21 protein-coding genes are annotated in these 23,403 nt (G+C 65.8%); 4 read left to right on the top strand and 17 right to left on the bottom strand.

What is annotated here, in order from left to right; translation table 11 throughout:
* Nucleotides 1-355: 355 nt before the first annotated feature.
* On the top strand, nucleotides 356-2,392 hold the full coding sequence (locus tag ASE85_RS12480) for a tetratricopeptide repeat-containing sulfotransferase family protein (RefSeq protein ID WP_056688486.1): 2,037 nt from the start codon (nucleotides 356-358) through the stop codon (nucleotides 2,390-2,392).
* Here ASE85_RS12480 and qhpE read toward each other — a convergent pair.
* The 9 genes from qhpE to ASE85_RS12435 all read right to left on the bottom strand — a co-directional run bounded on the left by qhpE (nucleotide 2,368) and on the right by ASE85_RS12435 (nucleotide 13,225).
* A complete protein-coding gene (qhpE, locus tag ASE85_RS12475) occupies nucleotides 2,368-3,024 on the bottom strand; it encodes a subtilisin-like serine protease QhpE (RefSeq protein WP_056688483.1) in 657 nt (218 codons plus the stop codon). The two genes, ASE85_RS12480 and qhpE, sit on opposite strands and share 25 nt — an antisense overlap.
* Nucleotides 3,017-4,723: an ABC transporter ATP-binding protein gene (locus ASE85_RS12470; RefSeq protein WP_056688481.1), complete on the bottom strand. Its 1,707-nt coding sequence runs from the start codon at nucleotides 4,721-4,723 to the stop codon at nucleotides 3,017-3,019. The genes qhpE and ASE85_RS12470 overlap by 8 nt, the downstream gene beginning before the upstream one ends.
* Complete coding sequence (locus ASE85_RS12465) at nucleotides 4,720-5,712, bottom strand: hypothetical protein (RefSeq protein WP_056688479.1); 993 nt, start codon at nucleotides 5,710-5,712, stop codon at nucleotides 4,720-4,722. The genes ASE85_RS12470 and ASE85_RS12465 overlap by 4 nt, the downstream gene beginning before the upstream one ends.
* 34 nt (nucleotides 5,713-5,746) lie before the next feature.
* On the bottom strand, nucleotides 5,747-6,838 hold the full coding sequence (locus tag ASE85_RS12460) for a YncE family protein (RefSeq protein ID WP_056688774.1): 1,092 nt from the start codon (nucleotides 6,836-6,838) through the stop codon (nucleotides 5,747-5,749).
* 8 nt (nucleotides 6,839-6,846) lie between these two features.
* Nucleotides 6,847-7,227, bottom strand: a complete 381-nt coding sequence (gene qhpC, locus ASE85_RS12455; protein ID WP_056688478.1) for a quinohemoprotein amine dehydrogenase subunit gamma — start codon at nucleotides 7,225-7,227, stop codon at nucleotides 6,847-6,849.
* Entirely contained in the window at nucleotides 7,224-8,672 is a 1,449-nt protein-coding gene (peaB, locus tag ASE85_RS12450) for a quinohemoprotein amine dehydrogenase maturation protein (RefSeq protein WP_056688476.1), read from the bottom strand. The genes qhpC and peaB overlap by 4 nt, the downstream gene beginning before the upstream one ends.
* Nucleotides 8,669-10,405 carry a quinohemoprotein amine dehydrogenase subunit alpha gene (gene peaA / locus ASE85_RS12445; protein ID WP_056688473.1) on the bottom strand — a complete coding sequence of 579 codons (1,737 nt, stop codon included), beginning with the start codon at nucleotides 10,403-10,405 and terminating at the stop codon, nucleotides 8,669-8,671. The genes peaB and peaA overlap by 4 nt, the downstream gene beginning before the upstream one ends.
* 172 nt (nucleotides 10,406-10,577) lie before the next feature.
* The gene (locus ASE85_RS12440) at nucleotides 10,578-12,761 is read right to left on the bottom strand and encodes a xanthine dehydrogenase family protein molybdopterin-binding subunit (protein ID WP_056688470.1); all 2,184 of its coding nucleotides are present in this window, start codon (nucleotides 12,759-12,761) and stop codon (nucleotides 10,578-10,580) included.
* Nucleotides 12,758-13,225, bottom strand: a complete 468-nt coding sequence (locus ASE85_RS12435; RefSeq protein ID WP_056688771.1) for a (2Fe-2S)-binding protein — start codon at nucleotides 13,223-13,225, stop codon at nucleotides 12,758-12,760. The genes ASE85_RS12440 and ASE85_RS12435 overlap by 4 nt, the downstream gene beginning before the upstream one ends.
* Nucleotides 13,226-13,475: 250 nt before the next feature.
* Here ASE85_RS12435 and ASE85_RS12430 point away from each other — a divergent pair, with 250 nt between their 5' ends.
* Nucleotides 13,476-16,721 (top strand): beta strand repeat-containing protein, encoded by a 3,246-nt coding sequence (locus tag ASE85_RS12430; protein ID WP_056688467.1) that lies wholly within the window; start codon nucleotides 13,476-13,478, stop codon nucleotides 16,719-16,721.
* 49 nt (nucleotides 16,722-16,770) lie between these two features.
* Here ASE85_RS12430 and ASE85_RS12425 read toward each other — a convergent pair whose 3' ends face one another.
* The 6 genes from ASE85_RS12425 to ASE85_RS12400 all read right to left on the bottom strand — a co-directional run bounded on the left by ASE85_RS12425 (nucleotide 16,771) and on the right by ASE85_RS12400 (nucleotide 19,594).
* Nucleotides 16,771-17,193 (bottom strand): hypothetical protein, encoded by a 423-nt coding sequence (locus ASE85_RS12425; protein ID WP_056688464.1) that lies wholly within the window; start codon nucleotides 17,191-17,193, stop codon nucleotides 16,771-16,773.
* Nucleotides 17,194-17,274: 81 nt separating this feature from the next.
* A complete protein-coding gene (locus ASE85_RS12420) occupies nucleotides 17,275-17,823 on the bottom strand; it encodes a hypothetical protein (protein ID WP_056688768.1) in 549 nt (182 codons plus the stop codon).
* Between the two features lie 343 nt (nucleotides 17,824-18,166).
* Complete coding sequence (locus ASE85_RS12415; RefSeq protein ID WP_056688461.1) at nucleotides 18,167-18,535, bottom strand: STAS/SEC14 domain-containing protein; 369 nt, start codon at nucleotides 18,533-18,535, stop codon at nucleotides 18,167-18,169.
* Nucleotides 18,536-18,585: 50 nt separating this feature from the next.
* Nucleotides 18,586-18,945, bottom strand: coding sequence for a winged helix-turn-helix domain-containing protein (locus tag ASE85_RS12410; protein ID WP_056688458.1), 360 nt, complete (start codon nucleotides 18,943-18,945; stop codon nucleotides 18,586-18,588).
* Between the two features lie 100 nt (nucleotides 18,946-19,045).
* Nucleotides 19,046-19,300 carry a hypothetical protein gene (locus ASE85_RS12405; protein WP_056688455.1) on the bottom strand — a complete coding sequence of 85 codons (255 nt, stop codon included), beginning with the start codon at nucleotides 19,298-19,300 and terminating at the stop codon, nucleotides 19,046-19,048.
* Between the two features lie 78 nt (nucleotides 19,301-19,378).
* Nucleotides 19,379-19,594 (bottom strand): hypothetical protein, encoded by a 216-nt coding sequence (locus ASE85_RS12400; protein WP_200928345.1) that lies wholly within the window; start codon nucleotides 19,592-19,594, stop codon nucleotides 19,379-19,381.
* Nucleotides 19,595-19,735: 141 nt separating this feature from the next.
* Here ASE85_RS12400 and ASE85_RS12395 point away from each other — a divergent pair, with 141 nt between their 5' ends.
* Together ASE85_RS12395 and ASE85_RS12390 are read left to right on the top strand one after the other, a co-directional pair.
* Nucleotides 19,736-20,845 (top strand): sensor histidine kinase, encoded by a 1,110-nt coding sequence (locus ASE85_RS12395; RefSeq protein ID WP_056688452.1) that lies wholly within the window; start codon nucleotides 19,736-19,738, stop codon nucleotides 20,843-20,845.
* Between the two features lie 5 nt (nucleotides 20,846-20,850).
* The gene (locus ASE85_RS12390) at nucleotides 20,851-21,597 is read left to right on the top strand and encodes a LytR/AlgR family response regulator transcription factor (protein WP_056688762.1); all 747 of its coding nucleotides are present in this window, start codon (nucleotides 20,851-20,853) and stop codon (nucleotides 21,595-21,597) included.
* 16 nt (nucleotides 21,598-21,613) lie between these two features.
* Here the strand turns inward: ASE85_RS12390 and ASE85_RS12385 are convergent, their stop codons facing one another.
* Both ASE85_RS12385 and ASE85_RS12380 read right to left on the bottom strand, forming a co-directional pair.
* On the bottom strand, nucleotides 21,614-22,786 hold the full coding sequence (locus ASE85_RS12385; protein ID WP_056688449.1) for an NAD(P)/FAD-dependent oxidoreductase: 1,173 nt from the start codon (nucleotides 22,784-22,786) through the stop codon (nucleotides 21,614-21,616).
* 2 nt (nucleotides 22,787-22,788) lie between these two features.
* On the bottom strand, nucleotides 22,789-23,244 hold the full coding sequence (locus ASE85_RS12380; protein WP_056688446.1) for a YaiI/YqxD family protein: 456 nt from the start codon (nucleotides 23,242-23,244) through the stop codon (nucleotides 22,789-22,791).
* Nucleotides 23,245-23,403 lie beyond the last annotated feature (159 nt).

The following is a 23,403-nucleotide window of genomic DNA, read 5'->3' as shown; positions in this document are numbered from 1 at the left end:
CCCCCTGTATGCGTTGCGACTCGGCCTCTCCCAGCTTTTTTGCCCGTTTATCCGGGTCTTCCATCATGCCTCGCGCCTGCGTTTGATCGGAGCAGGACAAAACCCACCCCGCCCGAAAGGCCATGCCCTCCAGGATCGCCGCAATGGCGCCGGTTACGCTGATTATCTCGTACACACCCTTGGACAGTTCGCTTTTGCAGCAATCATAACAACTGTCCTAAATTCGATACTGCCAATAGGACACGCCGTGTCAAGCGCCTGTTCAGCAAGTTTTTGAAACTTTTGCGACAGGCTGACTGGACGACTGCCTGCGGGCACCATAGAATTTTGAGCAGTCGCACAAATATGAGGGGCTATGGGGAACGCGCCTGCCGCTACGGCAACAGACAGCATTCGGGCGGCATTGGCCCAGGCGACCGGCTGGCTCGAAACGCACCCCGACAGGGCGCTGGCGCAGGCGGACGCGATCGTCCGTCGTGCCGGCCGCCTCCCCCCCGCCGAACTGCTTGCAGGGCAAGCGCTGCGCCGCCTGGGCCAGCCTCAGGCGGCGCTCGCCCGCCTTACCCCGCTCGCCCGCCAGCATCCCGCTATCCCGGCGATCCTGTGGGAACTGGCGCAGGCCGCGCAGGAGGCCGGCGACCGGCCACAGGCCATCGCCGCGCTGGAGGGGCTGACCCGCCTGCAACCCGCCGTTGCCGGCGGCTGGTTCCTGCTCGCCGGCCTGCTGCGCGCGGCCGGGCGTGACGACGATGGCTGGCGCGCCGACCTGTCCGGCATCCATGCCGCCTCGCGCGACCGCGACCTGCTGGAAGCGGCGATGGCGATGAACGCAGGCAATCTGGACGAAGCCGACGCGCTGCTGATCGCGCGCGCCGAACGATTGCCCCATGACCCCGCCGGCACCCGTCTGTGGGGCGAGGTCCAGTGGCGACGCGGCGACATGACCGAAGCGCTGGCGCTGGTCGAACGGGCGGTGACGCTCGCACCGGGCTTCGATCTGGCGCGCGACTTCCTCATCCGCCTGCTGCTCCAGAACAACCGCCTGCGCGAGGCGCTTGCGCATGCCGACATCTTGGCCCGCTCACCGATCCATAATCCGGGCTACGACCTGATCCGCGCCTCGGTGCTGGTGCGGCTCGGCGACCAGCAGGGCGCGCGCGCCATCTACGAACGGTTGCTGGCCGACCGTCCCGACCAGCCACAGCTCTGGCAGAATCTCGGCCATGCACTCAAAACCCTCGGATTGCAGGCGGACGCCGTCCATGCCTATCGCCAGGCCGTCCTTCACCGCCCGACCATGGGCGAAGCCTGGTGGAGCCTCGCCAATCTCAAGACGGTGAAACTCGACGCCGACGATATCGCGACGATGCAACAGGCGCTGACGACTCTGTCCCAGGACGGCCACGACTCAGGCGAGGACGTCTTCCACCTCCATTTCTCGCTGGGCAAGGCGCTGGAGGACAGCAAGGCCGACGAAGCCGCCTTCCACCATTACAGCCTCGGCAACAGCCTGCGCCGCGCCATGATCCGCCACGATGCTGACGAATTTTCCGCCGAGGTCGCGGCCACCTCCGCGCCCTTCACCGCGCCTTTCATCGCCGCCATGGGCGATGGTGGCTGCCCTGCCCCCGACCCGATCTTCATCGTCGGCCTGCCCCGTGCCGGATCGACGCTCGTGGAACAGATCCTCGCCAGCCACAGCCGGGTGGAAGGCACGATGGAACTGCCCGAAATGATGGTCATCGCCAGCCGCCTGCAATCGCGCGTGGACGACGGCGAATTTGCCGATTTCGCCGCGATGGCCGCATCCCTCTCACCCGCCGACCGCCAGCGGCTGGGCGAGGAATATGTCGACCAGACCCGCGTCCATCGTCAGAGCGACAAGCCCCGCTTCATCGACAAGATGCCCAACAACTGGCAGCATATCGGCCTCATCAAACTGATCCTGCCCAATGCCAGCATCATCGACGCGCGCCGCCATCCGATGGGCTGCTGCTTTTCCGGCTGGAAACAGCATTTCGCCCGTGGTCAGGCGTTCAGCTACGACCTCACCGACATCGGCCGTTATTATCGGGACTATGTCGCGCTGATGGCCGCCTATGACGCCGCTGCGCCGGGCCGCGTCCACCGCGTCATCTATGAACGCATGGTGGCCGACACGCCGGGCGAAGTCGACCGGCTGCTCGCCTATCTCGGCCTGGATTTCGAGCCGGCCTGCCTGTCCTTCTGGCAGACCGACCGCGCCGTGCGCACCGCCAGCTCCGAACAGGTGCGCCAGCCCATCTACAGCAACAGCGTGGATCACTGGCAGCGTTTCGCGCCCCATCTTGGCCCGCTGGCCGACGCGCTGGGACCGCTGGTGGATGCCTATCCCGACGTTCCGGCCAGTTGAACCCAGTCCGCCGGATCGACCCGCCCCGCGCGCGCGATCGACCCGGTCATGTTTGCGACGGCAAAACTGACGCCGAACAGGTTGCGCCGCTGCGGCACGCCGGGGATCGGCCGGGGATGGCCGGACGCAAAGGCCAGCCCGTCGCGCAACCGATATTCGCCGGGCGGACAGTCCCAGTCCAGCCCCACGCCCAGCACCTGGTGCAGGCTGCCCGGATAGCAGGGCATCCCGTCCTTATCCCGCGCCGCCACGATCAATATGCCGGCGCCCAGCGCGCGGTCGGCCGCCGCCGAAAAGGCGTCGGCATGGCCCGGATTGACGGTGCCAAGGCTGAGGTTGATGATATCCACCCGCGCCGCCACCGCCCGGTCGATCGCCGTGACCAGCGCCCGCGCCGTCGTGCTGAGCGCATCCTGAAACACCCGGATCGGCAGGCACAGCGCATCGGCCGTCCGATGCTGGATCGCGGCGGTGACGGCCGTGCCATGGCCCAGCCGGTCCAGACAATCCTCGCCCATGTCGGCGCCATCCTTCGCGATCGCAAAGCCGGGCAACAGCCGCGCCGCGTCGATATGGGGATGATCGGGATGAACCCCGCTGTCGATCACGGCGATGCGCAAGGCGTCAGGCATCGACCGGCACCGGCGCCGCCACGACCTGCGCCCGGCCGTCCGTAATCGTCACGATCCGGTCGGCTATCCGCGCCAGCGCCGGCTTGTGCGTGATGAGGATGATCGTCGCCGCCGGCAACGCCCCGCGCAGCCGCCCCGCCACCAGCGCCTCCGTCTCGCCATCCAGCGCCGATGTCGGCTCGTCCAGGATCAGTACCGACGGCCGGCGCAGCAACGCGCGGGCGATGACGATCCTCTGCCGCTCCCCCGCCGACAGCGCCAGCCCCCGCTCGCCGGTGCGGGTTTCCAGCCCATCAGGCAGGCGCGTCAGAAACGCATCCAGTCCGGCGGCATGGGCAGCGGCCTCGATATCCTGGGTGCGCACGTCCGGCAGGGCAAAGCCGATATTGCCGGCGATAGTGTCGTTGAACAGCCAGGGCGACTGATCGACCAGCATCACCTCCCGCCGCAGATCGTCCAGCCGCAGATCGCGCACATCATGCCCGTCGAGCAGGATGCGCCCGCCGGTGGGATCGGCATGGCGCACCATCAGGTCGGCCATGGTCGACTTGCCCACACCGCTCGGCCCCAAAATCGCGCAGATGCTGCCGGCCGGGATGGTCAGGTCCATACCCCGCAGCACCGGATCGCGATCATAGCGCATCGCCACCTGCTCGAAGCGCACCTCGCCCCGCACCCGCCCGATCGCCACGGCATCCGTGCGCTCCTCGACATCGGGCCGGGTATCGAACAGTTCGAAGATACGCCCCAGCGACACCCGCGCCGACGCCAGCCCGGACGTCAGCCCCATCAGCGTCTGGATCGGCGACAGCAACCGCATATGATAGGCCATGAAGGCGACCAGCGTTCCGATGCTGATATCGCCTTCCATGATGCGCCACCCGCCATAGAGGATCACGGCGGACGTCGCCGCGGTCATCAACGTCCCCGGCAGCGCGCCCGTCATGTAGGAGGCCACCTGCATCTTCAGCATCGCGCCGACAAAGGCGTCATTCTTCGCCCTGAAACGCCCGACCTCATGCTCGCCCGCCCGCAGCGCGGTGACGACCCGCATCCCCATCACCGTATCGACCAGCAGGCTGCCAAGGTCCGCCCCCCGCTCGCGCATGTCGCGGGTCAGCGCGGTCAGCCGTCGTTGATAATAGGTGAAGGCCCCCAGGCTGGCGGGCACCAGCAACACGCCGACCAGAAACAGTCGCCAGTCGAGCCAGACCATCATCGCGACACAGCCGATAAAGAACAGCAGGTTGCTGACCACTGACAACAATGTGTCGGACGCGATCCGCTGCACGTCGCTCACATCGCTGTTCATGCGTGAAACCAGATCGCCCAGCCGGAAAGTCGCATAAAAGCGCGGCGACAATGTCTGGAGATGCCGCAGCAACGCCGCGCGCATATCATAGAGCATCGCCGCCGACAGCCGAACATAGCGATAGCTCGCCGCGATATTGACGCCGAACCCCAGCACCGTCACCGCGATCATGATCCCGGCGATCCGCCACAGCGCGCCCATGTCCCGCCGCAACAGCGCCTGGTCGATCATCAGCTTGGACAGATAGGGCTGCGCCAGCCCCAGCGCGGTCGACAGCACACTGATCGCCAGCACCAGCAACAGCCCGCGCCGGTAGGGCCGGATATAGGGCAGCAACCGGCGATAGCTGCCCCAGCCGGCAACAGGCGTCGATGGCGGCGCACTCATGCCGCCACCCGCCGTGGCACCAGCGTCAGGCCGTGCAGCGCAAATTGCGGTTCGGGCAGCTTCGCCAGCAGCCCGGTACACCAAAGATGCCCCTGCATCAGCGCGTCATGCTGCGCCCGCCACCAGTCGCCCTGCCCGCCATTGGCGTAGAATTGCGCGCAAAGCAGCAAATGCCGCCGCATCGCCGCGATCAGCATCGCCTGATAATGGCCGAGCAGCGCCGCCTGGTCGCCGCCGTCCGCGATCGCGCGCACCACCGCGCTCGCCAATATCGCCTCGCGCACCGACTGGGCGGTGCCATCGCCGCAGATCGGATCGAAGCCGATCGCCGCCGTGCCGCAAGCCAGCCAGTCGCCGCCGACCAGCGGCATATGCAGGCGCGGCGCAGCGAGGAAGGGGCGGGACGATCCGCCGATCGGATCGACCACCGGCGCGATCAGCCGGCTCTGCGCCAGCAGCGCGTCCACCTCGCCGCCGACGCCCAGCAGCCAGCCTTCATCGCCATCCGCCGGGACCAGAAACAGCCAGCCGCTCCCGACCGCCTCGACCCGCCCCTCCTCGCGGCAGGCCGGGTTGCGCAACCGCACGCGAACAGCGACGGCCTGACGCTCGCCAAAGACATGCAGCTCGCCCATGGGCATCGGCGGCGCGGCATATATGGTGCAATCGGGGGCGGCCACCGTCGCTTCGTCCCGCACGCCCAGCGCCCCCTGCACCATCGCCTCGGACGCCAGCACAGCGTCATGCAGCACCGTCACCGGCGCCCCGCCCCAGGCGACCAGCCGGCGGCGGACACGCGGCGCATCGGCAAACAGGTCCGGCCGCCCGAACAGATCGCGCATCAATGCCAGCGCCGCCTCGCTCAACATCATGCTCGGCACCGGCGGCCGATGGACAGCTTCCTGTCCGACCCGAAATCCCGCCTCTTTCAGCAAATACGCGCAGCCATTGGCGGCCATCCCGCTACCCCGGATGGCCACGGACCTCATGCCCCCAAAATCCCGGAGGAGAAGCGCGCCACCCTCACGGCACCGACACCATGCCCGCCCCGGTCGCGTCATTGCCCAGATCCCAGGTCGCTTCCAGCTTCAGCGTCTTGGCGTCATACACCTCGATGTCGTAGCTGGCGCCGTAGATATAGAGCTTGGCCCCATCCATCGACATGCCCAGACGGAAGCGCGATCGGCAGGGGAACTCCGCCTTGTCCACCACCCTGTTGGTGGCCAGGTCCATGTGCCAGAACTCGCACCGCTTCGCCCCCAGCGTACCGTTGGTCACGACCGTATAGGCCTGCTTGCCGTCCGGCGTAATCTCCAGCCCCGCCATCGCGGTCGGCGCCGGACCGATCGGGGTGAAGTCGAACTGCCGGCTGTTGAGGTCGAACCGGGCCAGCCCGAACATCTTGCTATGAATATAGGGGTCGGCCGCGTTGAACAGCGACACATATTGGCCGGGCGTCCGCAGCGTCTCCAGCGATCCGCCAAAGCCGACATTCTCCAGCCCCGTGCCTTCGGGCCGCGCGAGGTCGATGCGATCGGTGGCCTTGAGCGTCGCGGTGTCAATCACGATCACCTTCTCGCCAAAGGCATAGAGATATCTGCCGTCCCCCGACACCTTGAAACCGACGCGAAAGCCGCCGATCGCCTTCTCATCCTCCTTCTCGATCTCGGCCGTGCGCACCAGCTTCCCCAGCTTCAGGTCGACCACGCCATATAGCGGCTTGCTGACCTTGTAGCGGTCCATTTCCTTGTCGATCCTGGTGACGATCGTATAGAAATACCGGCCGGCCGGGTCCGGCACCCCGCCATAAAAGCGCACTTTGCTGGGGCCGTCATTCAGGCTGAACTTGCTGATGACCTTGCGGCTGGCCGCATCGATCACCTCGATCCCGCTCGTCGTGATGGTCGACACATAGATGCGCTTGCCATCGTCGGACAGGGTCATGGCCGTCGGCAGGCCGGTGTCCAGCTTGATCTTCTGCGTGACCGCGCCCTTGCCTTCGTCAAAGACCAGCAGCATGTCGGGATAGGCGCCCATGAACAGGGTCGCGGCATGGGTGGGCATGGTCGCCAGCACGGCCAGACCGGCCGCCAGCGCAAAGCGGATTTTCTGCATCGCGGGCCTCATGGGAACACCAGGTCGAGATTGCGCCAATCCTTGGTCGCGGTGGCGCAATTGCTGGCCCAGTCCGGCGAATAATTCACATGGTCGGGCACCTGCACCGGCCAGAAGCAGGTGACGTAGCAGTCGTAGATGTCGCGCTCGACCGGCTGGCACAGGCCCGCCGTGCCGCCGCCGGCATCCACTTCCCAGCCCGGCGAGAAGGACAGGGTGCAGCCCATCGGCACATGGGGACGCGGCGGCTGTTGCAGCGCGACGACATCCTCCTCCATGTCCGACGGCATGGTGCCCGATGCAGCGGCAGCCTCGATCGCCGCCTCCATCTGCGTCACCGCCTCGTCGATCCGCCGCGCCTTTTTATTGATGGCACGAAGATGCTTCATGACAGCCCCTTTCGTTCAGCGAAATGCTCCAGAAAGCCGGGATTCTTCACCGCCAGCTCGCCATAGATATGCAGGCAGGTGTCGGTCCATTGCCGGATCCAGTCGCAATAATGGAGATTGGCGTGGCCGGTGTCGCCATAGCGGACGAACGCCTCATGGTGACATCCACCGGCGCAGAGCGGCCGCGCCCAGCAACTCTGGCAATCATATTTGGCGCCCACATGCCCCCGGCGCAGGAAATCGCCCTGCTTGGCCCGGTCGATGCCGCTCGACACATGGCCCATCACATGGGTGTCGGCGTCGGTGAAGCGGTGGCAGGGGGACAGGTCGCCCGACGGGCTGACCCCCATCAGCCCCATGCCCGCGCCGCACGGATGCGACTTGTTGACCCCCGAAATCAGCTCGCTGATCGTCTCGCTGACATTGGTGAAGCCATGCACCTGCCCCCGCAGCGCGAAGTCCAGCCATTCCTGCGCCAGCAGGTTGAACTGCGCCAGCACGCTGTCCATGCCGTCGGCGTCGATCGAATAGGCCCGCGTCTCCCCCGTCGTCACCGGCGCAAAGCCGACCTCGTGAAAGCCCAGATCGTCCTTCAGATGGCGAAAGATGCGCACGACATCGGTGACGCCATCGGTCAGCGTCACCCGCGCGGTCACGGCGCGGGTGCGATGATGCGCGATCAGCGTGCGCAATCGCGGCTCGATCACCGCATAGCTGCCCTTGCCATTCTTGTAGACGCGATGCTTGTCCTGCAATTCGGGCGGGCCATCCATCGACACGGTCACGCCGACCCGGTTGTCCGACAGGAAGGTGACGATCTCCGGCGTCAGCAGCGTGGCATTGGTGGTCAGGCTGTAGGTGATCCCCTTGCCCGCCGCCGCCGTCGCGCCGTTGGCATAGGCCACCACATCCCGCAAAAGCTTGAAATTCATCAAGGTTTCGCCACCGAAGAAAGTGACGTGCACCGACGGGCGATGCGCCGCCTCCGCGATCAGCAGGTCGACGGACGCCTTCGCTGTCTCCAGCGTCATATATTTGGGCTTGCCCGCCGGTGTCGCGATCTTGTCCGCACCGAATTCATAGCAATAGGTGCAGGCCAGATTGCACTGGTTGGTGACGTTGAGCACCAGCGCCTGCAACGGAAAATCGGCCGGCGGCGCTTCGGGCACGGATACCGGCGCGGCGCCCGGATGGATAAGCTGCGCCGCGCGCAATTCGCGCACCAGCGCCTCCGCCTCACCCGGATCGCCGCCCTCGCCCGTCAGCTCCCGCACCAGCGCGGCATGGCCCAGTTCCTGCCCGTCGATCCGGTCCAGCACATCGCGCACCTGCGCGTCGATCTCGAAGATCGCACCGGCGCTGACCAGATAGACGAAGTCGCTGCCCCCCGCGGAAAAGCCATGATATTCGGCCCGGCGGTAGGCGGGCATGTGCATCACCGTCATCGCGATACCTCCGGCTGGTCGAAGCGCTGGTACATGGGCACGGTCACGACCAGATAGGACCGCGCGCTCAATGGCCTGCCGAACTTGTCCTTCTCCGCCTTCGCCGTGGCGACGACCCAGACCTCGCCATAATTGTTGCGGCTGAACCGGCGTTCGGGATTGGGGCCTTCCGGCCCCGGCGTGAAGAAGGCGGTGGGGCTCAATGCGCCCACATATTTCATGTCGTCATCATAATAGACCGACATGAATTCCTGCATCGACCAGGTCGCGTCCACCGGACCGATCGCGACGTCGTCGCTCGTGCTCGGCTTGCCGTCCAGGCCATTGTCGTAACCGATCGCCTCGAACTGCTGATAGCCTTTGGGAAATTTGATCCCGCCCAGCCGCGCCAGGCTCGTTTCCGGCGTGACCTTCAGATAATCGACCCTGGCGTAGACCGGGAACGCCTTTTCCAGCACCGCGCCGCCGATACCGACATCGCGCTGCCCAGCCGGCGCATCGGCCGCGATATCGACGCTCAGCACCGCCTTGCCCGGCGCTGCCGACACGATCTTGCCGACGGTCACGCCCGCCCCCAGATCGACGTCGCCCGCCGCCAGCGAAGCCGGCAGATTATGCCCCCAGATGGTCATGGCCACGCCCTTCGCCCCGGCCTTCACCGCCCCCGGCGTCACCGCCAATATGGACGGGGCGGCGGTCGCGCGGACCAGCTTCACATCATAGCCGAATTCCTGATATTCGCCCCAGAACCAGCGCCCTTCCGCGCTCTGCTGGTCGGGCGCGAACCACATCGCCTCCCGCGCCGCGCTGGTCAGGTCGTCGGGCCTCGTCGGCGCGGCCCCACCCTTGGACGACCCCCGCCAGCTATAGCCGGAATAAACCAGCCCCGTCCCGCTGCGGCTGACGGTCGCGCCACTACCCAGCGACGTCAGCGAAGCACTGGTCCTGAACTCATCCGCCGCCGCGCCCTGCGCCACCGTCATCGTGCCGACGAAGCGCCCCTGCCCCGGCACCGACGCCACCACCAGCCAGTCGCCGGCCAGCCTCGGCGCGCGCAGGCGCGAACTCCACGCCGCCCATTCGGGCGTATGCAGCCCCGCCACCTTGGGCAGATAGGTCAGCGCATAGTCGCCGCGCGTCATCTTGTCCTTGGGGTCGCGCCCGGCCGGCTGCTCGCTATCCTCGGCCGGGCGGCGATATTGCGCGTCCGCCTGCGAATACAGCGCGACGTGCATGTCCTGCAACGTCTTCCATTCCAGCTTCGACCGGCGCCAGGACAGGGGCTGGGCATAGGCATGGCAACTCGCGCACGCGCCCCGCATCGTCTCGTTGGGCAAAGCCTCGTCGATGATCCGCTTTTCGGGCAGGTACATCACCGGCCGCGCCTCCTGCGGCGCCAGCCCGTGCGAGGCCGACAGCGACTTGATGACCGCGCGCGATTCTTCGGGCGTGATGCCCAGGCCGTTCAGCCGCACCATCCGCTTGATCGCCTGCGCCCAGCCCTCCGGCGTGGTGCGCACCCAGCTTATGCGCGACAGGTTCCCTTTGGCATCGGGCGCATGACAACTGCCGCATTTTTCCTGGACCAGCGGATCGGTGACGGGAATGCCCGCCTCCGTCTCCTTCATCGTCGCGCCGTCGGGACCGCCATCTGCCCCGCTATTGCCTTGGGCGAGCACGACCGATGCGGAGAGCAACGCCAACAGACCGAATTGCACCGGAAGCCGCTTCACCCTGATGTCCCCCTTTGGCGTCCGGTCCCTTGTCCTGGACGCAGCCGAAGCCTGGACGGGGCTTTTCGCCCCTCTGATCGGCATGACGAAGGACACCATGCCGATCCGCCATAAAAATCTTGACGATCATCAAGATTTTTTTCGGGGGGCCGAAAAACTCAGGAAAGATGGATCAGGCGAACATCTCCGGCACGATCGGCAGGGTGCGGATGCGCTTGCCGGTCGCCGCATGCAGCGCGTTGACCAGCGCCGGGATCACCGGCGGCAGCGCCGGCTCGCCCATGCCGGTCGGCGGATAGTCTGTTTTCACGAACTCGACGATGATCTGCGGCGTATCGGGGATGCGCTGCAACGGATGGGTATCGAAATTCGCCTGCTCCACCGCGCCCGCGACCTGCGTGATCTTCTGCCCGGCCAGCGCCTGCCCCAGCCCCTCGATCACCGATCCCTGCGCCTGATGCAGCGCATTCATCGGGTTGATGATCTGGCTGCCGACATCGCCCGCGACCCACACGGTCGCAACCTTCGGCATCCCGTCGACCATCGCCACCTCCAGCACCTCGGCAAAATAGCCCATATGGCTATAGTAAAAGGCGAAGCCCTTGCCCCGTCCCTTGGGCAGCTTCCCGCGATCGGCCCAGCCGCTCATCGCCAGCACTGTCTCGATCACGCCTTTGGCCCGCCCGGTGACGAAGGGCGGCGCATTGGGTCCACGCGCCAGTTCGCGCGGCTCGCCCAGCAATTCCAGCATCAGGCTCGGCAGATCCTTGCCCGCCGCCTGCGCCACTTCGTCCAGAAAAGCCTGCGTCACGAACGCCAGCGCATTGGACCCCGGCGCCCGCAGCCAGCCGGTCGGCATATTGGTGCTGATGAAGCTCTGCTCCAGCAGCACCGTGTCGATCAGGCCGGCAGGCAATTCGCTCGCCGGCATTTCCGCCGATCGCACCGGCTTGCCGTCCTTGCCGAACGTCACGAAATGATCGTGAAACGCCGTCAGCCTGCCGCCCTTGTCCAGCGCCGCGCGGAAACCATGCCAGCCGGCGGGACGATAGAAATCATGCTGCATATCCTGCTGCCGGCTATAGAGCAGCTTCACCGGCACGCCCGGTAGCTGCGCCGCGATCGCCGCCGCCTGCACCATATAATCATTCATCAACCGCCGGCCGAAACCACCGCCGATGCGGGTGAAGTTGATGCGGATCTTCTCCGGCGGCAGGTTCAGCGCCTTGGCCACCAGCCCGCGCCCGCTTTCGGGATTCTGCGTCGGCGCCCAGATTTCGATCGCGCCATCCTTGAACAGGGCGGTGCAGTTCTGCGGCTCCAGCGTGGCATGCGCCAGGAAGGGATAATGATATTGCGCGCTGACCGTCTTTGCCGCAGCGGCAAAGGCCCCATCCACATCGCCCGCACGGACGATATCGCCATCCGCCTTGCCCTTCAGCCGCGTGGCTGCCTGCGCGGCATAGCCGTCGGTCGAAAAACCGCTGACCCTGCTCATGTCCCATTCGACTTTCAGCGCCTCGCGCGCTTGGTTGGCGCTCCACCAACTGCCCGACAGGATCGCGACCCCATCGAACAGCGACTCCGGCGTGCCGTCCCCCTTGATCGTCAGCACATGGGCCACGCCAGGCAGCGCCTTCACCGCATCCAGATTGGCCGATTTGAACGTGCCACCAAAGGCCGGACAGCTTTCCAGCACCGCATAAAGCATGCCCGGCAGCTTGAAATCGATCCCGAACAGCGGCTTGCCCGCCACGATCGCGGGCGTATCCACCCCGCCGATCGACTGGCCGATGATGCGGAAATCCTTCGGGTCTTTCAGCACCAGCGTCGCCGGATCGGGCGCGGGCTGCCGCGCGGCGGCGGCGGCCAGCGCGGCATAGGTCATGCTCTTGCCCGACGCCGGATCGCGCACCGTGCCGCTGCCCGTCTTCAAGGACGCCGGCGCCACGCCCCATAGCTGCGCCGCAGCCGCCACCAGCATCGACCGCGCCGCAGCCCCGGCCTTGCGCGTCGGCAGCCATTCGCGCGGCGTCGTGCGGCTGCCGCCTGCGCTCTGCCCGCCGAAAATTGTCTGGTCGGCATGGGTCTGCTCGATCGTCACCTGCGCCCAGTCGACGTCCAGCTCCTCGGCGATCAGCATCGGCAGCATCGTCTTGGCGCCCTGCCCGATCTCGGCATTCTTCGCCCCGATCATGACGCGATTGTCCGGCAGTATCTGCACGAAGGCGGTCAATATCTGCGGCGCTCCTTCGGCCGCACCCGCCATCGGGATGTTGAGGTCGAACAGCAATCCGCCCCCGGCGACCAACGATGCGCTCAAAAAGCCACGGCGCGACAGGACCGGCGCGTTCATGCCTTCGCTCCCGACCTGGCTGCATCCCTGATCGCGGCGCGAATGCGGACATAGGTGGAGCAACGGCACAAATTGCCCATCATCGCCCCGTCAATATCCTCGTCCGTGGGATCGGGCGTGGTCGCCAGCAGCGCGGTCGCGCTCATGATCTGCCCCGCCTGGCAATAGCCGCATTGCGGCACGTCCAGCTTCACCCAGCTATCGGAAATGCGCTTGCCCGCCTCGCTCTGCGCCACCGCCTCGATCGTGGTGATCGCCATGCCCTGCGCCTCGCCGATCGGCGTCTGGCACGCGCGCGCCGGGCTGCCGTCGATATGGACGGTGCACGCGCCGCACAGCCCCGCGCCACAGCCGAACTTGGTGCCCACCATGTCCAGATCCTCGCGCAGCACCCATAGCAGCGGCTTGGCCGGATCGGCCTCCACCGCCCGCACTTGCCCATTCACCTTCAGGTTGATCGCCATCATCGTCCCCCGATTGTCGCGCACCAACGATGGGATGCCAGAAAGACGCCGCCTGTCCAGCCATTTCATGCCCCCGCCTGCGGGAAAACGGATCGGCCCGCGCATCGCATCATGCACGACCATAGCGGCATGATGACGCCGACTATCGCACATGGAAACGAACCGGCAATATCATGACCGACTTTGATACTCGTCAGTCGTTCATAAGTCAGGCATGATGATTTCATGCGCAATAGCGGGACGAATCGTGATGGCGATCTTCAGGTCTAACCCTAATAGCGACGATCATTTCACCGGCACTACGGCAGCGGACATATTTCATTTCCGCGTTGCCGACCTCAACAATCGCGACACCGTCATCGGCGGCGACGGCCCCGCGATAGACCGCCTCGTCCTCGACACCGCCGGCACCGTCTATGACGGGCAGTTGGCCGGCGTATCCGGCATCGAACAGGTCGAACTCGCGGCGGGGGCCAACCGCCTGATCCTGACCGCGCGGATGGCCGCCACCGCCCATAACCGCACCGTCACCGTCCTCGGCAACAACGGCAACGACGTCATCAGCGCCTTCACCTTCACGGCGGCGGATCGCATCGACATCCACGCCGGCACCGGCAACGACAATCTTCTCGGCGGCGCAGGCAACGACATTTTCCGCTTCGCCGCCAACGCCCTCAACGGCAGCGACAGCGTCAACGGCCGCGCCGGCTTCGACCGCCTCATCCTCACCAGCGCCGGCGGACTCTATGGCCAGCAACTCGCCAACATTTCAGACATCGAACGGATCGACCTCGCCAACGGCGCCAACCATCTCAGCCTCGCCGCCCATTGGGCCGCTACGGCGCAAAGCCGCACCGTCACCGTCATCGGCAACGCCGGCAACGACAGCATCAACGCCTCCGGCTTCACCGCCGCCGACCATCTCGACGTCACCGCCGGCACCGGCAACGACAGCTTGATCGGCGGGGCCGGGGCCGATATCTTCCGCTTCGCCGCCAACGCCCTCAACGGCAGCGACAGCATCCAGGGCGGCGCCGGCTTCGATCGCCTCATCCTCACCAGCGCGGGCGGTCTCTATGGTCAGCAACTCGCCAATGTCTCCGGCATCGAACGGATAGACCTCGCCAACGGCACCAACCATCTCAGCCTCGCCGCGCACTGGGCCGCTACCGCGCAAAGCCGCACCGTCACCGTCATCGGCAATGCCGGCAACGACAGCGTCAACGCCTCCGGCTTCACCGCCTTCGACCGGCTGGACGTCACAGCCGGCCTTGGCAACGACAGCTTGATCGGCGGCGCGGGCGACGACAGCTTCCGCTTCGCCGCCAATGCCCTCGATGGCGGCGACACAGTCCGGGGCGGTGCCGGCTTCGACCGGCTCATCCTGACCAGCGCCGGTGGCCTCTATGGCCAGCAACTGGCCAATGTCTCCGGCATAGAACGGATAGACCTGGCCAACGGCGCCAACCATCTCAGCCTCGCCCCGCATTGGGCCGCCACGGCGCAGAACCGCACCGTCACCATCATCGGCAATGCCCGCAATGACAGCATCAACGCGCGGGATTTCACCGCCGCCGACCATCTCGACGTCTATGCAGGCCTTGGCAACGACATGCTGATCGGCGGCGCGGGCGACGACATCTTCCGCTTCGACGCCGGCGCGCTGACCGCAGCGGACAGGATCGTCGGCAATGGCGGCCGGGACCGGATCGCCTTTCAGACCGCCGGAACCGTCAGCATAACCGATGCCCTATGGTCGTCCCTCAGTTCGGTGGAGCAGGTCAGCTTCGCCAATGGCGCAAACGACATCACCCTGTCCGGCCGCCCGACCAACTGGTATCCGTTTGAACCCTATCAGATCATCCTGAACGACGGCGACGACCGCCTCGACGCGACCGATTTCGATACCGGCGTGTGGGTAACGGCCGGTGCAGGCGACGATCATCTCGTCGGCGGCTGGTATGATGATTTCTTCATCTTCCGCATGGAGGATCTGACCAGCGCCGACTTCATGGATGGTGGCGACGGCGGCTGGGCCTATAACACGCTCATCTTCTCGACCGCCGGCCATTTCTCCGCCGCCAGTTGGAATGCGGACAATGTGGTGCAGGAAATCCAGTTGGCCGATGGTGACAACTGGATCGAACTGTCCTCGGCCATGTCCGGCACGATCCGCGACGGCGCTGGCAATGACAGGATCGACGCCAGCGGCAGAGCCGGCGGAACCATCTATATCAGCAGCGGCAACGACACGGTGCTTGGCGGATCGGGCTATGATCAAATTCTGGTCGATGGAACGGATTTCAACGCGCGCGACCGGATTGAGGGCAATGGCGGTGCGGACGTCCTGACCTTCCGCGACGGCGTCCACCTGACCGAAGCGGACTTCGCACAGGTCCGCGATATCGGCGAGATCGAATTTCTGAGCAGCAGCAGCATCGCTCTGGGCGACGCACTGATCGCATCGACGGGCAGCAACCGGATCGAACTGCAATTCGGATGGGACGCCATGGTCGACGCCTCGGCCGTCTCGGCCGATTATGCCGTCTCCATTCTCACAATCAGTGGGGCCGACCATCTGGTCGGCGGCGCTGGCGCAGACATCTTCAATTTCTATGAAGGCAGCCTGGCTTACGAACCCACCTCCTTCGTCAGCGGCGATGTCGTGGTCGGCGGCGACGGCGCCGCCATCGACACGCTGATCCTCAACTATGGTGCCGTCTATGACGCTGCCTTGCTGTCCGGCGTATCCGGTATCGAGAAGATCGATCTCAACGTCTTTTATTGGTATCGCGACTATTATTATGACGATGGCTATTATTGGTACACCGAAGGCCCCTATGAATCGGCCGACTACAGCCTCGAAATAACCGACGCGCTCGTCTCGACCGCCCATGGCGGCCGGCTTCAGGTCGTCAGCGAATATGGCAACGACATCCTCGACGCCAGCACCCTCTCCGCCCCCTACAGCGTCGACCTCGACGGCTCCTATGGCGACGACCAGCTTCTGGGCGGCGCCGGGCAGGACCGGCTGGAGGGTGGCTATGGCAACGACATCCTGACCGGCGGCGCCGGCGGCGACATCTTCTTCTGGGGCAGCGCCGAACAGGGCTGGGACAGCATCACCGACTTCACGCCGGGCGAGGATCAACTGCACTTCTCCGCAGCCGGCTTCATCCTGGCCGACGGGCGGCTCGACACGCTGGTCCAGGGCGATGAAAACGGCGTCGCCAACCTCAGCGGCGCAGACCTGTTCCTCTATGACGGACCGGTCGAAGACATAGTGGACCTGCGCGCCATCCTGGCGGACCATGGCAGCGGCGGCGCGGTCGGCGCCGGCCTGTTCATCGCCGCCGCCACTGCCGACGGCCGCACCCACCTATATTACACCGCCGATGCCAGCGGCACGCAGGACGCGAACATCTACGACATCGCCGATCTCGGCCTGGGCCTGCCGCCCGCGCAACTCACGCTGGCCGATTTCGCACTGGTCTGACCGGACGGCGGCGGGGGAGCCGATCCACCCCTAGCCGCCAACCCGGCCTTCACTCCTCCAAACCGAACAACCCCGCCGGCGCGCCATAGTCGTCCGGCCATCCCGCATAAGTCACATCGGTAGGCCCGACCACGAAGTCGCGCACCATCCAGCGCCCGTCCCGCATCTCCAGCAGCGCATAGGTATCCGGCCCGTCTAATATCCCGGCCTCGACCCGCTCGGCATGGCGGGTGCGGCGAAAGTCGATCGCCCCGCCCGCCACCGTCTGCGGCACCACATGGGCGAAGGCCCAGCGATCCTGCCGCCGCAGCGTCCGCACGACGAATTGCACCTTCTGCCCCAGATCGCGCTCGATCACCGGCCGCAGCGCATCCAGCAGCACGCGCCGCTGCGCATCGCCCACGCCGATATCGCTCGCCCCGGCCAGCGCCGCCACCACCATCACCGTTCCGATCATACCCGTCTCCGTCATCCCGCAGCCCCATGAAAAAGGCCGCGCGAAGCCCCCACTTCGCGCGGCCTTTTTCGTTAAGGCACAACCTTGGGTTCCCCCTCAGTTCGCCTTGGAAAGATCCACCTTTTCCACCCACTCAGGATAGAAGGTCGGTTCGCGGTTGGACCAGCCCACCGCCGTCGCCGCCGCCTCGCTGATCGACTGGAGCAGCGCGCGCCGCTTTTCGGGGTGGAGGTGCGGCAGGCTGGCGGCGGCGCAGAACGCCCCCGGCAACCAGGGCCGCGCCCCAGCGCCCAGCAGGCGCTCATAGAGGAAGCGATAGGCGGAAAAGCTGCTCAGCCGATCCTGCCCCAGGTCGAAGGCCGATACCGTGACCAGCGGCGCCATGAACGGCTCCACCTGCTCCAGCCCGCTATCATCGGGTACGCGCGCCTTGATATCGTCCAGCCGGCCGTAGATGCGCGCCTGTGCGCGGATCGACGCTTCCTCCACCATGTCGCGGGACCACAGCTTCATCGCATCGCGGCGATGCAGCCCGATATCCAGCGATCGGCGGATATAGCGTTGCGTGGCAGACGGGAAGCTGGCGAATTCACGCAGTTCCGCCAAGGTGACAGCCCCGTCCGCAGGTCTTGCACTCGTACCCATGTTCATGCCCTCCGACTTGAAGTCGTAGGATGAAACATGCGCCCTCTATGGTTACCGAAGGCTTAAGCGCCTGTTCCACCGCTGTTCATAACGGAACAGATTTCTTTGTGCGGCGCAACATGAAACTTCCGTGACTGCGACAAGCCGTTGGAGACGCGGACAACACCCCCCATCGCGCCTGCATGACCCGCGCGATGATCGGCTGAAACAGCGTCTGAACCCAAGTCGGGACAGGCCCGCCAAATATGACACCCCATCCCGCGAACATAGCTGGCCACAATTTAATTAGTTAGCTAAGTAACTAATAAACCCACGCGATTCACCTGTCCAACTCGCTGTCTCATCAAGCGCTCACCCTCTCCAGCAGCCAGGCCAGCGCCTCATCGGCCTGGGTGAATATCCGCATATAATCCTGGGTCATTTCCCGCCGCACCTGCATCGTGGCGATGATGCTGGGGGTGACGATGGCGATCCGCGACGCCCGCGGGAACAGCCCTTCGCCCAGATGCGCGCGGAAAGCCGCGACCGCTACCTGCGGCTGCACCGCGCTGCCACTCATGTCCATCCGCAGCAGATAGCCGGGCGCAAACCCCTCGGCCACGAATCGCGCCTTCACCTCACGGGCGTAGGCAGCCACGCCCTCATTGGTGAACTGGCCGTGCCAGGCGATGTCGAGCAGGTTGATATCGTGGCGAAATCGGATGTCATACATGGGAAAGCGGCCTCCGCCGTCTCTCATGCCGCACGCGCGTTACCGAAAGATTAGCTATGCGGCGAAGCGACTTGCGTGGACAGCGGCCTATCCCGCAGCAACCGTTCCAGCGCCGCAGCACTCTCCAGCCCGGTCCCGGCCACGCTCGCCTGCAAGGCACGATAGGTCGCCAGGATCGCGGTCCCGCTCGGCGTCAAACGCGCCCCTTCGCTCGACGTCGCGACCAGCGGATCGGCCCAGCAGCGGTTCATGACGTCGACCAGCAGCCAGCATCTCCGGTAACTCATCCCCTGCTTCCGCCCGGCCGCCGAGATCGACCCTTCCGCCGCGATCGCGTCGAGCAGGTCCGCCTTGCCCGGCCCCATGGCGATCTCGTCGCCACAATATATCTGGATCTTGATCTTCAGCATCGGCCCGTCGCCCACGCCTAACGGTTTAAAACCGCCAGCGCCAGAGCGCGCCAGCCGTCCCCCGCACATTCAGGCCCCGGCAGATTCAGGCGCGGAAAGTTCAGGCGCTGGCCCGCCGCTCCAACACCGCGCCGATCATCGCCCGCCATACGCCCACGTCGCCGGCCTGCGCCATCTGCGCATCGGGTTCGCGCAACGTATGCAGGATCGCATAGGCATCATCGACATGGTCGGGCCAGGCGGCATCCACCGCGCCGGCCGCATGCGGATCATGGCCGCCCCCGTTCAGGCTCAACTGGCGACCGGCAAGGACACGGGCGATGCGCTCGATGGCGGGGGTGGCGGATGTCGGCATGGATGGCATACTCCTCTCAAAAGGGGCGGCGCTTTTCGCTCTTCCGCCCGTTACGATAGCATATCGTTACAGGCGGAGCTATCGGTCCTCGCCCTCCCTGAAACCGGACGAGGGCACCGGGTCGCCCTTGTCGCCGGGCTTGGCGGTCGATGGCGGATCGGACGCATCCATCGAATCCTTCAGGCTCTCGTCGCGCTTCTCGTCGGGGTGCAGCACATGGTCCTGCGTATCGCTTTCCCGATCGTCGCCGGCCTCCTCGCGACTGTTCGGACGCAGTTCGTTCTTGTCCGTCATGACACTCTCCTGTCGTTTCCTCGGATCAACGGACAGCCCGGCAGCGCGGTTCCGCCCGTCCTTCGACCAACGCCGCCGCCAGTTCGACCAGCAACACGGCGTCCTACAGACTTTCGCAATATCCCGGCGTAGACAGGCATCATGACTGATCTTCCCGAAGACGATCGCGGCGTCGCGCCGTCGATCGCGCTCTATTCGATTCTGGGCTTCTGGTTCTTCTACACCGTCATCGTGACCCTGCGCGCCATCGTCGTCGGCTTCGACGCGCAATGGGAAATGGCGGCCCGCCGCATGGTCGTGGCGGTGATCGGCATCATCGTCACCTGGATACTCTATCTCGCGCTGCGCCGGTTCGACTATAAGCCGCTGGCGGTCCGCTTCGTCGCCGCCTTCTCGCTCGCCGCCCCCTTCGCGCTCGCCATGGCAGCGGCCAACTATTATATCTTCAACGTCTATGATCCGATCAGCCTCTTTCCCGACGCGGACATGAAGAAGAAGGCGATGGAGGAAGGCTATGTGCTCATCTCCATCGTCGAAGACGCGATGACGCGCTATTTCTTCCTCGCCGCCTGGGCCGGCCTTTACCTCGCCCTCTCCTATGCCAGCGAAGCGCACCGCACCGAACGCCGCGCCGCCCGGCTGGAACGCGCCGCCCAGCAGGCCGAACTGCGCTCGCTCCGTTATCAGGTGAACCCGCATTTCCTGTTCAACACGCTCAACTCCCTCTCCACCCTGGTCATGCGCAACAAGCCGGACGATGCGGAGCAGATGATCATGTCGCTCTCCAACTTCTACCGCACCAGCCTGACCGGCGATCCGCTGGACGATGTGCCGCTGGAGGAGGAAGTCCATCTTCAGAAACTCTATCTGGATATCGAGGCGGTCCGCTTCCCCGACCGGCTGACCACCGCCATCGACATCCCGCCCGCGCTGATGAACGCCTGCGTCCCCGGCCTCATCCTCCAGCCGCTGGTCGAAAATGCGATCAAATATGGCGTATCCCGCACCTTAAGTCCCGTGACCATCACCATCACCGCGCGGGAGGATGGCGACCAGTTGCACATTGCCGTGACCGATGATGGCGACAATCCGCCGAGCGGGGCCGACGCCGGCAGCGGCATCGGCCTTGCCAATGTCCGCGACCGGCTGACCGCCCGCTTTGGCGAACAGGGCCGCATCGCTTATGGTCCGCGCGAAGGCGACGGTTTTTCCGTCCTCCTCACCTTGCCCATCATCCGCCGGGGTTGCTGACGTCCATGTCCATCCGCACCATGATCGTCGATGACGAACCGCTCGCCGTCGAACGGCTCCAGATGCTCTGCGCCCGCGAACCGCGCATCGCGCTGGTCGGCACCGCCACCGATGGCGAAGCGGCGCTGCGCCTGATCGAGGGGCTGAAGCCCGATCTCGTCCTGCTCGATATCGCCATGCCCCTGCTGGACGGCATCGGCGTCGCCCGCGCCGTAGGCCGGATGGGCATCCGCCCCGCCGTCATCTTCGTCACCGCGTTCGAGGGTTTCGCAGTCGAAGCGTTCGATCTCGCCGCCGTCGATTACATGCTCAAGCCCGTCGCCCATGACCGGCTGACCCGCGCAGTCGACCGGGTGGAAGCGGCGCTGCGCAACCAGTCCTCCACCGGTGCGCCTGCCATCGCCAGCGAACCCAGCCCTGAATGGGCGGAGGAATTCTGGGTGCCGCACCGCTCCGAACTGATCCGCATCGCCACCGACCAGATCGACCGGATCGAGGCGGAACGCGACTATATGCGCCTGCATGTCAGCGCCCACAGCTATCTGCTGCACCAGACGATCAGCAGCCTGGAGGAACGGCTCGACCCGCAGCAATTCGTCCGCCTGCATCGCAGCCATATCGTGCGCCGCGACCATATCGCCCGCCTGCGCCACGACGGCAGCGGCGTCTGGTTCGCGGCCCTCACCGACGGCGGCGAAATCCGCATCGGCCGCACCTTCCTCGCCAACGCACGGGCGATGACGGGGCGCTGACTCGTTCCCCGACGTCTTAAACCGCCTGCCCAGCCGCTACGCCGCTGGCCCAGGCCCATTGGAAATTATAGCCGCCCAGCCATCCGGTGACATCCACCGCCTCACCGATCGCATACAGCCCCGGCACCTTGGCCGCCTCCATCGTGCGTGACGAAAGCCCGGCGGTGGCGATCCCGCCCACCGTCACCTCGGCCTTGGCATAGCCCTCCGTCCCGGAAGGCATGAAGGCCCAGTCGGCAAGCCGCGCCCCCACTTGCCGCAGCACCTTGTCGGTCAGCGCCCCCATTTCCCCCTGTACTTCCAGCCGCTCCAGCAGCGCATCGGCCAGCCGCTCGGTCAGCGCCTGCGCCAGCACCCGGCGCAGGCTGGCCCGCGGCCGCTCCGCCTTTTCCGCCAGCAACCAGTCGGCCGCCCGATCCGGCAGGAAATTCACCTGAATGGCCGTCCGATGCTGCCAATAGGAGGATATCTGCAACATCGCCGGCCCGGACAGCCCACGGTGCGTGAACAGCGCCGCCTCGCGAAAGCGCGTCTTGTTCCATCGCACCTCGACATCGGCCGACACGCCCGACAGCGACTGGAACAGCGACTCCTCCGGCCCCAGCGTGAAGGGCACCAACGCCGGACGCGGCTGCACGATGCTCAGGCCAAAATGCCGCGCCACATCATAGGCGAAGCCCGTCGCCCCCATCTTGGGAATGGACGGCCCACCGGTCGCCAGCACCAGCGCCGGCGCCCGATGCCCGGTCCCGCCGACGCTCACCCGATACAGGCCATCGCCATGGTCGATATCCGCGACCGCTTGTCCCAGCGCCAGCGTCACGCCGCCCTTGGCGCATTCCTCTTCCAGCATCGCGACGATCTGCTTCGCCGACCCGTCGCAGAACAACTGCCCCAGCGTCTTCTCATGCCAGGCGATGCCATAGCGATCGACCAGCCCGATAAAGTCCTGGGCCGTGTAGCGCCCCAGCGCCGACTTGGCGAAATGCGGATTGGCCGACAGGTATCGGTCGGCGGCGGTATGGATATTGGTGAAATTGCACCGTCCGCCGCCCGAAATCAGGATCTTCTTGCCCACCGCCTCGGCATGGTCGACCAGCAGCACGCGCCGTCCCCGCTGCCCGGCGGTGGCCGCGCACATCATCCCGGCCGCGCCCGCGCCAAGGATTATTGCGTCATAATCGGCCATCGTCACCGCCCCCGCTTCAGACGCACCAGTGCCTCGTCCAGCGCCTGAAGAAAGCGCGACCGATCGACCTTGCCGAAGGGCGGCGGCCCGCCGATCGGATCGCCCACGGCCCCTGCGCGCAGGTCCGCCATGATAGCCCGCGTCGCCACCGCCGCACCGATCGAACTCAGCGTAAAGGGCTTGCCATTGGGCGCGATCACCACCGCGCCGGCCTTCAGGCAGCGGTCCGCCAGCAAGATATCGGCGGTGATGCACACCGACCCGGCATCCGCCCGCTCCGCGATCCAGTCGTCCGCCGCGTCGAAACCGTCGCTCACCACCACCCGGTCCACCAGCGGGTGCACAGGAATGCGGATCGGGCTGTTGCTCACGATCGTCACGGGTATTTCATGCCGCCAGGCGACCTTGTAGATCTCCTCCTTCACGGGGCAGGCATCGGCATCGACCAGTATCTTCATGGGCGGGGCGATAGTCTTTGGGGCCGACCAGCACAATCCCGGCAACCAGCCCCGCAGGAAAGCGGCATACCCACGCCACTCCGGTTCCCCGCTTTGGTGCAACGCTCCAGCGACTGAGGAATTTTCCCACATCGCCCTATGCCGCCTTCACCCCGCGAT

The sequence above is a fragment of the Sphingobium sp. Leaf26 genome, from assembly GCF_001421665.1.
GTDB lineage: Bacteria > Pseudomonadota > Alphaproteobacteria > Sphingomonadales > Sphingomonadaceae > Sphingobium.
This window is presented reverse-complemented; position numbering and strand designations above follow the sequence as displayed.